We start from the raw sequence: 12,480 nt of genomic DNA, 5'->3' as shown, positions 1-12,480 counted from the left end.
GTTCCACCCCGACTGTTCAAGGCCAATCTGCGTTGGCTGAGTGCACGATAACACAGCTCTCCGTGGCACCCAACACACGCCATTGACATGCAACCATTTGGTTGCCTATTATCTCGAGCATGGATGAGGTCTTCAAAGCGCTGGCCGATGCGTCGCGGCGCGCGCTGCTGGATAGGCTTCACGCCAGAAACGGACAGACGCTGAATGAACTCTGCGACGGCCTCGACATGACGCGGCAGGCCGTCACCAAGCACCTTGGGATCCTCGAAGCGGCAAACCTCGTCACCACGCTCCGGCATGGCCGCGAGAAGCTGCACTACATCAACCCGGTCCCGATCCATCAGATCGGCGAACGCTGGATCAAGAAATTCGAGCGCGGGAAACTTGCCGCGCTCAGCGAGTTGAAACGGCAGTTGGAGAAGCGTGATGAGTAAGCGCAATGAAATCGACGTCAAAAACTTCAAGCCGGCGATCGTCTACACGATCTACATCGCTGCTGCGCCCGAGAAGGTATGGGAGGCGCTGACGCAAGCCGAGTTTTCCCGGAAGTATTTTTCCGGCCAGGCGGTCGAGGTCGATCTCAGGGTCGGCGGCGCCTTCGTCATGCGCACGCCCGATGGCGCCCTGCACATCTCGGGTGAGGTGATCGAGTGCGAACCGCTGAAGAAACTGACCGTGACCTTCAACGTCAACTGGCCGGCGCTGCTCGAAAAGCTCGGGCCGACGCTCGTCACCTACGAGATCGAACCGGCCGGCGACGTCGTGAAGCTGACGATGCTGCAATCGCACGATCGGGAGATCAGCGATGACATCCTGTCGGGTGGCCGCACCGGCTGGCCGGCGATCCTGTCGAGCCTGAAGACCCTCCTGGAAACCGGCCAGGCGCTGACGATCCAGATGCAGCCGCCGGAACGGATGCTGGCCGCGCTGAAGGAATTGGGCATCGGGACGCCGTAGGCGGCGTCAGTTTTTCGTCGTCCCCGCGAACGCATGCGTTCGCAGGGACGACGTCGGAGTTTGCGTCTACCCCGTCATGACCTCAATACCATCGCCGCGACCGCATTGGCCACGAACAGCGTGGCATCGATGACAAAAATCCTGAGCATCGGTCCCCTCAGCACCGGCCAATAAGCCACCCCGACGCGTCCTCCGCGCATGAGGACCGGAAGGTTGTAGGCAAACTGGCTGAAGTGACACGCGGCGAAGAACAGGAACAACGCAAGCTGCGCTTCGACCGCCTGAAAGAAGGCCGGCCGGGCCACCAACAGATAGAGCGACAGCAGGCCGATCGGTAGATTGATGCCGCCGAGAAACGCAACGCTGGCCGACAGGGTCGGCGCGATCGGATTTGCGCGCTCCTCGCGCGGCACCAGTATCTTCAGCGTATTGCCCTGGGCGATGCTGAACTGGATGAAAGCGCCGCCGAACCAGAGCGCATTGAGAAGCAGGATGATGTCCGAGAAGCGCATGGCTATTTTCCGTAGAACGCCTCGCTGCGCACCACACGGCCGGTGCTGTCGAAGTCCATAAACTCGCTGGCGCGGGTGTCGCCCAGTTGCCACCACACCGTCAGGCGCGCGATCGCAGCGTCCCAGCTCCAGCTGAGGATTTTCAGATCTGCGCTCGCAACGTCGCCATACGCCTTCCGCCAATACGCACGGATGTTCTCGGCGCCCGCGACCACAGGAGAGCCTGTCAATTTGAGCGCCAGAGGGCTGCGCATCTCGGCCCCATCGGCAAAGTGCGAAACGACCGCATCGATATCGACCTTGCACCAGTTCGCGTGCCACGCCTCGACAAAGCGTCCAGCCGCCGCCCTGTCCATCGCCTGCCCGCCCATGCCTCGCTCCTCTCCCGGTGACCTGACCGGAAGACTGACACGGCAAACTTCTCACGTCAACTATGTTGACTTAAGGAACGATCAGTTGTTGTCGGCGATCGCCCCCATGACAGCCATCCATGCGGCAGCCCCAGTCTGGCCGACGCGGTCAAACGCCGCGCGCAATACCTTGCGCTCATAATCCGACGCCCGCTGTTCGATCCGTTGCCCTTCCGCCGTCAGACGCAGCAATTTGGTGCGGTGCTGCTCGACCGAACGCTTCGATGTCAGGAGGTTACGCTGCAGCAATAGGTTGAGCGGCCGGTTTAGAGCCTGCTTGGAAATGCCGAGCACGTCGATCAACGCGCCAATCGAGATGTCGGGCTGTCGTGCAACGACATAGAGAATGCGGTGATGCGGGCGCGACAGGCCAAGCGTCGCGAGATACTGGTCGGCCGCGAGCGTCATGCCGCGCCAGCCGTAATACATCAGCTCGAGCGCAGCGTCCAAATCGTGGAGCTTCGTGAGCGAGGCGCGATGCAGGCCCGCAGCGCGCTTGGCAGCTTTCTTCATTCGTCCCTCGAAGCCGAAATCACCCCAGCGCCCGCAGCTCCCGCCGCAGCACCTTCCCCGTCGCCGTCATCGGCAGCGTCTCGGCGAACTGCACAAAGCGCGGGTATTCGTGGGCTGCGAGCTGCACCTTGACGAATTCCTGGATCTCGCGCGCCAGCTCATCGCTCGGCGCAAAGCCCGGCCGCAGCACGATCCAGGCCTTGATCGATTCGGTGCGGATCGGATCGGGGATGCCGACCACCGCCGCCATCGCCACCGCCGGATGCTTCATCAGCGTATGCTCGATCTCGGACGGGCCGACGCGATAGCCGGCGGTAGTGATGACGTCGTCCTCGCGGCTGACATACCAGAAATAACCGTCCTCATCCTGCACGCCGAGATCGCCGGTCAGGAGAAACTCGCCGGCATATTTCTTCGCGGTCGCTTCCGGATTCTTCCAATATTCGATCATGGTGCAGGGGCACGGCTGGCGCACGCCGATGATGCCGCGCTGCCCGCGCGGCAATTCCTCGCCGTGATCGTTGACCACGCGGACGTCGAAGCCCGGCGTCGCCTTGCCCATCGCGCCGGGACGGATCGGAAACAGGTTCGAATTGCTGCCGATCACGAGATTGCATTCGGTCTGGCCGAACACTTCATGCGCATCGATGCCGAAGGTCTCGCGCACCCAGCCGAGCAACTCGCCACCGAGCGATTCGCCGCCGGTAAAAATGCTGCGCAGCTTGACGCCGGGATTTTTCACGTTGGCCTGACGCATCAGTTTCAGCGCGGTCGGCGGCAGGAAGGTGTTGCGGATACCAAGCTCCGCCATCATCGCCATCGCCGCCTGCGGCTCGAACTTGCGCGCGCGATGGCCGACCAGCGGAATGCCGTGATACCAGAATGCCAGCAGCGCGTTGATCAGCCCGCCGATCCAGGCCCAGTCGGCCGGCGTCCACATCAGATCGCCCGGCCGCGGCAGGAAGTTGTGGCACATCTCGACATTCGGCAGATGGCCGAGCACGACGCGGTGGGCATGCAGCGCGCCCTTCGGATTGCCCGTGGTGCCGGAGGTGTAGATGATCAGCGCGGGATCGTCGGACGAGGTATCGACGGTAGGAAACACCTCGTCCGCCTCCTCGATCGCCGGCCAGAACGGCTTCGCGCCAGCGTGCGCGTTGCTGGTCGTGACATAGATAGCCTGAAGATAGGGCAGTCGGTCGCGGATCTTCGAGAGCTTCTCCCACCCGCTTTCGTCGGTAATGATGGCCCGTGCGCCGGAGTTCGACAACCGGAATTCCAGCGCGTCCTCGCCGAACAGCGCGAACAGAGGAATGGAAATCATTCCGGAACGGAACGCCGCGAGGTGCGCAATTGGCAATTCAAGGGATTGCGACAGGAACACGGCAATGCGATCGCCGCGCGAGAGGCCGTCAGCCTTCAAGACGTTCGCAAACCGGCACGACATCTCCGCGATCTCGTCGAACGAGGTGCGCGTAGTGCTGCCATTCTCGTCGACATAGATCAGCGCCAGCCGGCCGGAGCCGTCGGCATGGCGGTCGCAGCACGCGGTCGCTATGTTGAAGCGCGCGGGGATGTCCCAGCGGAAGTTGCGGTAGAGCTCGTCGTAGGTTGAGGCTTCGGTGAGCATGGGCCGGTCGTTTCCTCTCGTCATGGCCGGGCTTCGTCCCGGCCATCCACGTCTTTCCTGCTTATTGCCAGTTTTAAAGACGTGGATGCCCGGGACAAGCCCGGGCATGACGTGGGGCGACCTTTTGTGGCCTGATTTTTAAGGAGACCGCGCCTTCTCCATCGCAAGCTCCGCGTCGAGGTTTGCGATGTCCCGATAGATCGAGGCGACGGCCAGTACGCGGCCCTTGCTCTTGTACTGCAGCAGGCAATCCTTGCCGGCGATATCGCCATCGACGGTGATTTCATCCCACTTCTCGGCGTGACCGACATAATTGATCGGCACATCGTAGTGCTGGCTCCAGAAAAACGGCACCGCGTGGAACGGTTCACGCTGCCCCAGCATGTTTCGCGCGGCGGTCTGGCCCTGACGCTCGGCCACCACCCAATGTTCGACACGAATGGTCTCAAGCGAATGCGGATCGGGCCAGCGCGCGATATCGCCGGCGGCGTAGATGCCGGGCACGCTGGTTTCCAGATAGGCATTGACGGCGACGCCGCGATCGATCGCCAGCCCCGCCTTCTCGGCCAATTCAAGCCGGGGGCGCACGCCGACGCCGACCACCACGATATCGGCCTCGATCGCACTGCCGCTCTTCAGCGTTGCCCGCTTGCCGTCGATCGCGGTTACGGTGTCGCGGAGATGGAAGATGACGCCGTGCTCCTCATGCAGGGCACGAACGAAGTCGCCGAGCTCAGGCCCCAGCACCCGCTCCATCGGCCGCTGCTCCAGGCCGACGACGTGGACCTCGACATTCCTGGCGCGCAACGAGGCCGCGGCCTCAAGTCCGATAAAGCTCGCCCCGATCACAACCGCGCGGCGCGCGCCGGCGGCCGATGCAATGATGGCGCGGGAATCGGCCAGCGAGCGCAATAGGTGAACATGGGGCTGGTCCGCGCCAGGTATCGGCAGCCGCACCGGCTCCGCACCGGTCGCCAGCAGCAAACGGTCGTAGCGAATAGTCTCGCCGCCTGCCGTGACGACATGGCGTGCGTTGGTGTCGATGGACATGACCTCGGTGTTGAGCCGGAGGTCGATCTTCGCCTCGGTGTAGAAATCATCCGGCCGCAGCGGCACCCAATCCTCCGGCGCGCTGCCGGCGAGATAGTCTTTCGACAGGTTCGGCCGATCGACGGGAGCCGCAGCGTCGTTGCTCAGCATGATGATGCTGCCGGCAAACTCCTTACGCCGCAGCATCTCGGCAGCGGCAAATCCCGCTGCGCCGCCGCCGACGATCACGATTTGGCCGGGCGCGTCGGTGACGTGCTTGACTGGTGGCTTAGGCTGTTCACGCTTCTGGCGAACATAAACGCGGTCACCCTGCAGCTCGACCTTCCAAACGGTGACCGGGCTGAGCGCCGGCGCCCGGACGGCTTCGCCGGTGCGCAAATCGAAGCAGGCGTGATGCCAGGGACAACGGATGCCATCGCCGGTCACGAGGCCTTCGGCTAGCGGCCCGTGATAATGGGTGCAATGCGCGCCGATCGCATAAATCTCCGGTCCCGAACGCACCAGCAGGACTTCTTCGTCGCCGACATGGCCGAGCAACATCTGGCCCGCGAATTCGGACGGCGTGACACCCTTCGAAAGATCGGGACCGGCGGGTGGCGCTTGCTGGTCAGCCATCTCTTCCTCCGCTGCGGAATGCTAGCTCGCCATTCCCAAAAATTCCTGGCGGGTCAGCGCGTTGTCGCGAAAGCAGCCGAGCATGCGGCTGGTGACGAGATCGGTGTCCGGCTTGTGCACGCCGCGCGTCGTCATGCAGTGGTGCGATGCCTTGATAATGACGCCAACGCCCTGCGGTTCCAGCACGTCATTGATGGTGTTGGCAATCTGCGCGGTCATCTTTTCCTGGATCTGCAAACGCCTGGCATAGACATCGACGACCCGCGCCAGCTTGCTGATCCCGACCACGCGGCCGTTCGGAATATAGGCTACCCAGGCCTGGCCGATGATCGGCGCCATGTGGTGCTCGCAATGGCTTTCGAACCTAATGCCGCGCAGCACGATCATCTCGTCATAGCCTTCGAGCTCCTCAAAAGTCTTCCTCAGGATTTCGACCGGATCCTGAGCATAGCCGGAGAAGAATTCCTCGAACGCGCGCGTGACCCGCGCCGGGGTCTCGCGCAGCCCGTCGCGATCGGGGTTTTCGCCGGTCCATCGGATGATGGTGCGTACCGCCGCTTCGACCTCGGCTCTATCTGGCCTTGGGGTTTCGGACGGCCGTGCCCTTGCGCGATCCAGCGCATGTACATTCGGATTCATCGAGAGGCCTTTCCACGACGCGTGCATTCACGAGCTTGAACCCGTTGGATGGGGCGTCGGCAGAAAGGTTCCCGGGAAAACTCGGGCGCGCACTTTAGAAAAGTCGAGGGCGTTTGATGTCCGCTGTGCTCAGAAGCTAGCCAAAGGGTCGCGCGTCGGTCCGAGGATCATTCATGATGAATTGGCACGCGGGGGATCGCCCTCGGGCCGTCGATGTCCAGGGCCTTGATCGTACATCTCGGGCTCACGGCTCTTGCCGTTGTGCAGTGCGCGCCTGCTTCTATCCGAGTGCAAATCCGAACGACGACCGGCTCGGCGACGTTCCCTAGGCACAGCTGCGAGACCGATTGCGTTATGCACGCCAGCAGCAGCACTGACATCACCCCCGCGTAACCCTCGTGCGGCGCAGCGACGGAACAGCATTACATCCCCAGAAAGTCGCGGAACGAAACGGCTCGCCGGTCTTTCTCGACCTTTGGGAGGTGCCCATGACTTCTCAGGCCGTAGAGGGTGCATGTGCGTTCGCTTGGCGGAACTACCTGCTGCGAGACAGCAGCATCAGTGAGAACGATAGCAGGCGTTCCGCCCTTTATCGCTATGTCTCCAATCTTTGTGACACCGGCGACTATGATTTCGGTCTCTTGCAAATCGCGGCGGTCGCCTACTTGAAAAAGCTCGACGAATTACATGACGATCGAAGTGCGAGACTAGCGGCAGATCAGGCTCTGGCCGAGTGTTTGAAGTCACGAAGTGCGCCGGCCGGGACCTAGTTGGGGGTCATACACGTAGAGCAGAGGGAGCCAGCAGCATGGCAGATTCCGCCAACGTTAACCGCTTCGCACACGATGCGCAGAGCCGCATCACGGCGACAACAATCGGCATGGATGCCTTACGGCCCATCATGCACTTTCAGGTCTGGATGCTGAGGATGTGGGCCGACAGCATCGAGAGGTTTGCGGGCAACTACGAAAAGGCGCTCGATGAAACCGCGACCATCACGGAGGAAAAATCAGCGAAGCAACGCGCCGCGTAATGCGTGAATCCTCGGAGTCCAGTTGGGCCAAGATCCGAACAACTCGGGTGGAGCAGAATTGGCCCGCTGCGCCCGGCGCAAGCGGCTTCCCGTCCCGCCTATGCGCGAGTACATGCCCTCGGCAAAACTAGCCTGACAGCGCCGCCTTCACCATGCCGCTGGCCTTGCCGAAATCCATCTGGCCGGCAAACTTAGCGCGCAGCACGCCGATCACCTTGCCCATGTCCTTCATGCCGGCGGCGCCGGTCTCGGCGATCGCGGCCGATATCGCAGCCTCCACCTCGTCGTCGGACATCTGCTTGGGCAGATAGGCGGAAATGACGGCGATCTCTTCGCGCTCCTGCGCGGCAAGCTCGGCGCGGCCGCCCTTGTCGTAGAGCTCGACCGATTCCTGGCGCTGCTTGATCATCTTCTGTAAGAGGCCAAGCAGATCGGCATCGGAGAGTGGCGGCTTGCCCTGCCCGCGCGCGTCGATGTCGGCGTTCTTGATGGTCGAATTGACCATGCGCAGCGTGGAGAGCTTGCGCTCGTCCTTGGCCTTCATAGCCTCCTTGACCGCGTTGTTGATGTCGTCGCGCAGCATGGTTGCCTCACTGAAAATGGTGCCGCCGGAAGGCCCTTGGTCTATCGGAAGATTCCGCGTCTATATAGGGGCTGCGCCGGCCGCGCCACTGGCATCGGGGTGATGTGCCGGCGGCTCGACGAGGCAGCAAAGCGCGGGCACGCTCGGATTGGTTAAGCCGAGCCGTCCGATTCCGGCCGATTTGGCCCCAAAACCGCGAGACCGACAGAACCGGCGGTCAAACATGCGGTAAACGCATGTGAATCCCCCGTTTTCGTGCCCTTCCGGCTTTGACGCGCGGGGGCGCTTGCGACTATGAAGTGCGCTCATGACAACATCTGAAAACGCCTCAGCCTGGCCGGACCACAAGCCGACCGCGCTCCTCGTGCTTGCCGATGGTACCGTGCTGGAGGGCTTTGGCCTCGGCGCGGAAGGCCACGCCGTCGGCGAGGTCTGTTTCAACACCGCGATGACCGGCTATGAGGAGATCCTCACCGATCCCTCCTATGCCGGCCAGCTCATCACCTTCACCTTCCCGCATATCGGCAATGTCGGTACCAACGACGAGGATATCGAGACGGTGAACATGGCGGCGACGCCTGGCGCGCGCGGCGTGATCCTGCGCACCGCCATCACTAATCCATCGAACTACCGCGCCACGCGCCATCTCGACCAGTGGCTGCGTGCCCGCGGCATCATCGGCCTCTCCGGCATCGACACCCGTGCGCTCACCGCGCTGATCCGTTCCAAGGGAATGCCGAACGCGGTGATCGCCCATTCGAAGACCGGCGAGTTCGATCTGCACGGGCTGAAGGAAGAGGCGCGCGAATGGCCGGGCCTCGAGGGCATGGACCTGGTGCCGATGGTGACATCCGGCCAACGCTTCACCTGGGACGAGACACCCTGGGCCTGGCAGAAAGGCTTTGGCCGCCAGAGCGAGCCGGAGTTCAATGTGGTCGCGATCGACTACGGCATCAAGCGCAACATTCTGCGCCTGCTCGCCGGCGAAGGCTGCAAGGTCACGGTGGTGCCGGCGACGACGTCGGCCGAAGACATTCTGGCGATGAAGCCGGACGGCGTTTTCTTGAGCAACGGCCCGGGCGATCCGGCCGCCACAGGCAAATATGCCGTGCCGGTCATCCGTGAGGTGATCGCGTCGGGCACGCCGACCTTCGGCATTTGCCTCGGTCATCAGATGCTGGGCCTGGCCGTCGGCGCCAAGACGAAAAAGATGCATCAGGGCCATCACGGCGCCAATCATCCGGTCAAGGACGAGACCACCGGCAAGGTGGAGATCACCTCGATGAACCACGGCTTTGCCGTGGACCAGGACACACTTCCGGAGGGCGCGACGCAGACCCACGTCTCGCTGTTCGACGGCTCCAATTGCGGCATCGAGCTCAAGGGCAAGCCGGTGTTCTCGGTGCAGTACCATCCGGAAGCCTCGCCCGGCCCGCGCGACTCGCACTATCTGTTCAAGCGGTTTGCGGACCTGATGCGGCAGAGGAAGCGGGCCTAGGACGCTCACTTGTCATTGCCGGGCTTGCCGGCTTCGCTGAAGCTACGCCGGCCTAACACTAGAGTGCCCGGCAAAGCCTTGGCGTAGCCGGGACCCGGCCATCCATCTTTGAAGAGTGATGGAGGGTCGGGCATGACGGCTGTCCGAATACGGGCACGACCACGCGCCCGGTTTTCGAGATTCCGAAGGGAACGTGAGGCGCTAAAGTCGGTTGGAATCGTAGAATTGTAGGCGGGCAAAGGAGCGTTAGCGACGTGCCCACCATGTCGTGCCACGCTCACAATGGTGGGCACGCTTCGCTTTGCCCACCTACGCACTGCGGAGAGCCACGATGTCCGTTGTCAGCGCCGATATCGAACCCATCACCTTCGTCTTCGAGGACGACGGCCTCGTGCCCAACAATCCTCTGCCGTTCCTGGTTTACAAGGGCGCGGTCGATGTTGCGAACGATCACCCGGAAAAAACCATCGAGGGGCTGTTCGGCGCCAATGGCTGGGGCGCGATGTGGCGCAACGGCGTTTATGATTATGTGCACTACCATGCCACGGTGCACGAGGCGCTCGGCGTCGCCCGCGGTCGCGCGCGCGTCCGGTTCGGCGGTCACAGCGGCAAGGAACTCGAGATTACGCCTGGCGACGTCGCCATCCTGCCTGCCGGCACCGGGCATCAATGCGTGTTCGCAAGCCCCGATTTTTGCGTGGTCGGCGCCTATCCGCCGGGACCGCCGATGCAGATCACGCGGCCGACACCGGAGAACCACGCCAAGGCGCTGAAGACGATCCCGGAAGTGAAGCTGCCGAAGACCGATCCGGTGCGCGGCGAAGATGGGCCGCTGGTCCGGCTGTGGAAACGATGAGATAGGATGCCGTCATCCCGCGCCTCGCGCGCGCGAAGTTGTTCTTGGCCACAGCATCCGGCGCCGACTCGCTTGACGAAACCCGCATCGCCGCGATCCGCGCGACGAAAAGTCGATGACGAGATTTGCGCGTTCGATCTCCAGCTTCTCGCGGATCGGCCCGTTCGGAACGGTCGCGCACAGCGTCTTGATGCATTCCAGGATGCGCGACAGTGAATCGACCACCGCACAGATCGGCTCGACCGACGGCACCGATGATGGCGAGCCGCATCGCATCATAGAAGCGATCGGGCGTAGATACGCTTAAGTTGGCTATCGAGATCGCGCAGCACTTTCTTTGCGCGGGCGCGCATATGTGCGGCAACCGGAGGGATCGCAGGGCAGATTAGTGCAGCGTAATCCACCCCGCGAGAATGGGGGGTTACACTTCTACTAGCCCGCCCTACGCAGCGTCACGCCGCGTTGGCGCCTTCCTGGCGGCTGGCCTCGAACAGGAACCAGGTGCGGCGCTCGGTCTCGTCGATGAAAAGTTCGAGCAATTGGGCCGTGCCCCTGTCCTCATTGTCGTCGGCGAGCTTGTGCGCCTTGCGCATCGCCGACGCCATTTTCTTGTTGTCTTCCATCAGTTCGCGCAGCATTTGGCGCGGCGGCACATAGGCCTCGTTGTTGTCCTGGATGGTCTGCAGCTTGGCGATCTGGCCGATCGAACGCAACGTAATGCCGCCGAGCTTGCGCACCCGCTCGGCGATCTGGTCGGTGGTGGCGAAGATCGCTTCCGACTGTTCGTCGAGCAGCAGGTGATAATCGCGGAAATGCCGTCCGCTGACGTGCCAATGGAAGTTCTTCGTTTTCAGGTAAAGCGCGAAGGCGTCCGCCAAAAGGACATTGAGCGACGCCGAAATCTTCTCTACCGCAGCCGGAGCCAGGTCGGTCGGCGTGTCGAGGTCGGGGGATACCTTCTCGGATTTGTTGTTGGTTTTGCTCACGTTGCACCTTCCTGTTAGGAACCGACAGCGGCGGCAGTGGACATTGACCGCCGGACGACCTAACGCATCACGTTAACGCCGGTTCCGATACCGGAACCGCAGGCTTGCTGGGCGCTGCACGCATGGATGAATGGATCGACTATTACGATTCCACGCATACGATTTATGCGAGCAAGCTGCACCGCGACCTGCATTTTAAGCTCATCGCGCGCGACATCATCGGCTACATCGCCTCCCCCGATGCCGTGGTGCTCGACTATGCCTGCGGCGAGGCACTGTCCGCAGCCAGCGTTGCCGACGCCTGCGGCAAGCTTTATCTGGCCGAACCGGCACCCGGCGTCCGTGGCCGGCTGATCGCGCGCTTCGCGCCGAACACCAAGATCCGCGTCCGCTCGCTCGAGGATCTGACGCGAATGGCGGAAACCTCGGTCGATCTCGTCGTGATGAATTCGGTCGCGCAATACATGACGGCGGAGGAACTGGATTCGGCGTTTGCCGTCATTCGCCGGCTGTTGAAGCCGAACGGCCGCCTGGTGCTCGGCGACATCCTGCGCCCCGAGGTCGGCATGCTCCGGGACGTGCTGGCGCTCTTGAAATTTGCACGCTCCCACGGCTTCCTCAAGGACGCCCTCTACGGACTTGCGAGTACGGCGCTGTCGGATTACCGGCAGTTGCGCACGCGCGTTGGGCTGCAGCGCTACAGCGAGCGCGAGATGATCGATAAGCTCGCCGCCGCCGGATTTGCCGCCTCGCGCGCGCACCAGAACGTCGGCCACAATCCGTGGCGGATGACCTTCGTGGCGCGGCACGCTTTCCAACGCAATTGAGGCGCGGCGCGCCCTAAGGTTGTTAACCCTAAAACGCAGTAAGGATGGTTCACCCCGCCGTGATCGGCGATGATCGCCGTGGCCCGGTGGCGGAAGCGTCGACGCGGGAGCAGTGCAATGCTCTTTATCCTGGTTCAAATCCAGGCCGGGCCTCCAGCCTTCGCTGCGAAGGCTGTCCCGCCATAGCTCGCAGAGCAAAGGCGAACCGAGCGCCAAATCCCTGAATTTCCCCGTTGATGGCCCGTTTTTGGGGGTTTCGCGGGTGCGGAATCTGGTCTAAAGACCACCCCGCGCGCGAGGGTGACCCGCGCTCTTGGCTTAGGGGACGCGCAGCATGCGCGCCCTTTTTTTGTGCCCGATTTCCAGTCTGA

Annotated in this window: 16 protein-coding genes and 1 tRNA gene; 9 read left to right on the top strand and 8 right to left on the bottom strand. The window is 62.6% G+C overall.

Annotated features, from left to right (window positions below; translation table 11 throughout):
• Positions 1–119 precede the first annotated feature (119 nt).
• On the top strand, positions 120–434 hold the full coding sequence (locus HCN50_RS12320) for an ArsR/SmtB family transcription factor (protein WP_171709891.1): 315 nt from the start codon (positions 120–122) through the stop codon (positions 432–434).
• Entirely contained in the window at positions 427–957 is a 531-nt protein-coding gene (locus HCN50_RS12315) for an SRPBCC family protein (protein ID WP_210264877.1), read from the top strand. Before HCN50_RS12320 ends, HCN50_RS12315 begins: the two co-directional genes overlap by 8 nt.
• Positions 958–1,031: 74 nt before the next feature.
• On the opposite strand, the gene HCN50_RS12310 is transcribed toward HCN50_RS12315, so the two are convergent.
• From HCN50_RS12310 to folE, 6 genes are all read right to left on the bottom strand, one after another.
• A complete protein-coding gene (locus HCN50_RS12310; protein ID WP_171709890.1) occupies positions 1,032–1,469 on the bottom strand; it encodes a hypothetical protein in 438 nt (145 codons plus the stop codon).
• Positions 1,470–1,471: 2 nt separating this feature from the next.
• A complete protein-coding gene (locus HCN50_RS12305) occupies positions 1,472–1,840 on the bottom strand; it encodes a nuclear transport factor 2 family protein (protein ID WP_171709889.1) in 369 nt (122 codons plus the stop codon).
• An 81-nt stretch (positions 1,841–1,921) separates the two neighbouring features.
• Complete coding sequence (locus tag HCN50_RS12300) at positions 1,922–2,392, bottom strand: MarR family transcriptional regulator (protein ID WP_171709888.1); 471 nt, start codon at positions 2,390–2,392, stop codon at positions 1,922–1,924.
• A 19-nt stretch (positions 2,393–2,411) separates the two neighbouring features.
• On the bottom strand, positions 2,412–4,022 hold the full coding sequence (locus HCN50_RS12295; RefSeq protein WP_171709887.1) for an acyl-CoA synthetase: 1,611 nt from the start codon (positions 4,020–4,022) through the stop codon (positions 2,412–2,414).
• A 138-nt stretch (positions 4,023–4,160) separates the two neighbouring features.
• Positions 4,161–5,687: an FAD-dependent oxidoreductase gene (locus tag HCN50_RS12290; protein ID WP_171709886.1), complete on the bottom strand. Its 1,527-nt coding sequence runs from the start codon at positions 5,685–5,687 to the stop codon at positions 4,161–4,163.
• Positions 5,688–5,708: 21 nt separating this feature from the next.
• A complete protein-coding gene (gene folE, locus HCN50_RS12285; RefSeq protein ID WP_171709885.1) occupies positions 5,709–6,326 on the bottom strand; it encodes a GTP cyclohydrolase I FolE in 618 nt (205 codons plus the stop codon).
• Positions 6,327–6,814: 488 nt separating this feature from the next.
• Here folE and HCN50_RS12280 point away from each other — a divergent pair, with 488 nt between their 5' ends.
• Complete coding sequence (locus HCN50_RS12280; protein ID WP_171709884.1) at positions 6,815–7,096, top strand: hypothetical protein; 282 nt, start codon at positions 6,815–6,817, stop codon at positions 7,094–7,096.
• Between the two features lie 38 nt (positions 7,097–7,134).
• Entirely contained in the window at positions 7,135–7,359 is a 225-nt protein-coding gene (locus tag HCN50_RS12275; RefSeq protein ID WP_171709883.1) for a hypothetical protein, read from the top strand.
• A 127-nt stretch (positions 7,360–7,486) separates the two neighbouring features.
• Here the strand turns inward: HCN50_RS12275 and HCN50_RS12270 are convergent, their stop codons facing one another.
• Complete coding sequence (locus HCN50_RS12270) at positions 7,487–7,942, bottom strand: GatB/YqeY domain-containing protein (RefSeq protein ID WP_171709882.1); 456 nt, start codon at positions 7,940–7,942, stop codon at positions 7,487–7,489.
• A 307-nt stretch (positions 7,943–8,249) separates the two neighbouring features.
• Between HCN50_RS12270 and carA the strand changes: the two genes are divergently transcribed.
• From carA to HCN50_RS12255, 3 genes are all read left to right on the top strand, one after another.
• Positions 8,250–9,440: a glutamine-hydrolyzing carbamoyl-phosphate synthase small subunit gene (gene carA, locus HCN50_RS12265; protein ID WP_171709881.1), complete on the top strand. Its 1,191-nt coding sequence runs from the start codon at positions 8,250–8,252 to the stop codon at positions 9,438–9,440.
• 331 nt (positions 9,441–9,771) lie between these two features.
• Positions 9,772–10,296 (top strand): hypothetical protein, encoded by a 525-nt coding sequence (locus tag HCN50_RS12260; protein WP_171709880.1) that lies wholly within the window; start codon positions 9,772–9,774, stop codon positions 10,294–10,296.
• Between the two features lie 115 nt (positions 10,297–10,411).
• Positions 10,412–10,603 carry a hypothetical protein gene (locus HCN50_RS12255; RefSeq protein ID WP_171709879.1) on the top strand — a complete coding sequence of 64 codons (192 nt, stop codon included), beginning with the start codon at positions 10,412–10,414 and terminating at the stop codon, positions 10,601–10,603.
• A 145-nt stretch (positions 10,604–10,748) separates the two neighbouring features.
• On the opposite strand, the gene HCN50_RS12250 is transcribed toward HCN50_RS12255, so the two are convergent.
• Positions 10,749–11,282: a Dps family protein gene (locus HCN50_RS12250; RefSeq protein ID WP_171709878.1), complete on the bottom strand. Its 534-nt coding sequence runs from the start codon at positions 11,280–11,282 to the stop codon at positions 10,749–10,751.
• 122 nt (positions 11,283–11,404) lie between these two features.
• Between HCN50_RS12250 and HCN50_RS12245 the strand changes: the two genes are divergently transcribed.
• Together HCN50_RS12245 and HCN50_RS12240 are read left to right on the top strand one after the other, a co-directional pair.
• Positions 11,405–12,109 (top strand): class I SAM-dependent methyltransferase, encoded by a 705-nt coding sequence (locus HCN50_RS12245; RefSeq protein ID WP_171709877.1) that lies wholly within the window; start codon positions 11,405–11,407, stop codon positions 12,107–12,109.
• Between the two features lie 80 nt (positions 12,110–12,189).
• Positions 12,190–12,265, top strand: a tRNA-OTHER gene (locus HCN50_RS12240).
• Positions 12,266–12,480 lie beyond the last annotated feature (215 nt).

It is taken from the genome of Bradyrhizobium archetypum (assembly GCF_013114835.1).
GTDB classification, from domain to species: domain Bacteria; phylum Pseudomonadota; class Alphaproteobacteria; order Rhizobiales; family Xanthobacteraceae; genus Bradyrhizobium; species Bradyrhizobium archetypum.
Note: the sequence above shows the minus strand (reverse complement) of the source record. Positions and strands in the feature narration are given on the sequence as shown.

What these genes read in the sequence shown, in the direction of transcription:
- HCN50_RS12320 (WP_171709891.1), top strand. Translation starts at nt 120, where the DNA reads ATGGATGAGGTCTTCAAAGCGCTGGCCGATGCGTCGCGGCGCGCGCTG.
- HCN50_RS12315 (WP_210264877.1), top strand. Translation starts at nt 427, where the DNA reads ATGAGTAAGCGCAATGAAATCGACGTCAAAAACTTCAAGCCGGCGATC.
- HCN50_RS12310 (WP_171709890.1), bottom strand. Translation starts at nt 1,469, where the DNA reads ATGCGCTTCTCGGACATCATCCTGCTTCTCAATGCGCTCTGGTTCGGC.
- HCN50_RS12305 (WP_171709889.1), bottom strand. Translation starts at nt 1,840, where the DNA reads ATGGGCGGGCAGGCGATGGACAGGGCGGCGGCTGGACGCTTTGTCGAG.
- HCN50_RS12300 (WP_171709888.1), bottom strand. Translation starts at nt 2,392, where the DNA reads ATGAAGAAAGCTGCCAAGCGCGCTGCGGGCCTGCATCGCGCCTCGCTC.
- HCN50_RS12295 (WP_171709887.1), bottom strand. Translation starts at nt 4,022, where the DNA reads ATGCTCACCGAAGCCTCAACCTACGACGAGCTCTACCGCAACTTCCGC.
- HCN50_RS12290 (WP_171709886.1), bottom strand. Translation starts at nt 5,687, where the DNA reads ATGGCTGACCAGCAAGCGCCACCCGCCGGTCCCGATCTTTCGAAGGGT.
- folE (WP_171709885.1), bottom strand. Translation starts at nt 6,326, where the DNA reads ATGAATCCGAATGTACATGCGCTGGATCGCGCAAGGGCACGGCCGTCC.
- HCN50_RS12280 (WP_171709884.1), top strand. Translation starts at nt 6,815, where the DNA reads ATGACTTCTCAGGCCGTAGAGGGTGCATGTGCGTTCGCTTGGCGGAAC.
- HCN50_RS12275 (WP_171709883.1), top strand. Translation starts at nt 7,135, where the DNA reads ATGGCAGATTCCGCCAACGTTAACCGCTTCGCACACGATGCGCAGAGC.
- HCN50_RS12270 (WP_171709882.1), bottom strand. Translation starts at nt 7,942, where the DNA reads ATGCTGCGCGACGACATCAACAACGCGGTCAAGGAGGCTATGAAGGCC.
- carA (WP_171709881.1), top strand. Translation starts at nt 8,250, where the DNA reads ATGACAACATCTGAAAACGCCTCAGCCTGGCCGGACCACAAGCCGACC.
- HCN50_RS12260 (WP_171709880.1), top strand. Translation starts at nt 9,772, where the DNA reads ATGTCCGTTGTCAGCGCCGATATCGAACCCATCACCTTCGTCTTCGAG.
- HCN50_RS12255 (WP_171709879.1), top strand. Translation starts at nt 10,412, where the DNA reads ATGACGAGATTTGCGCGTTCGATCTCCAGCTTCTCGCGGATCGGCCCG.
- HCN50_RS12245 (WP_171709877.1), top strand. Translation starts at nt 11,405, where the DNA reads ATGGATGAATGGATCGACTATTACGATTCCACGCATACGATTTATGCG.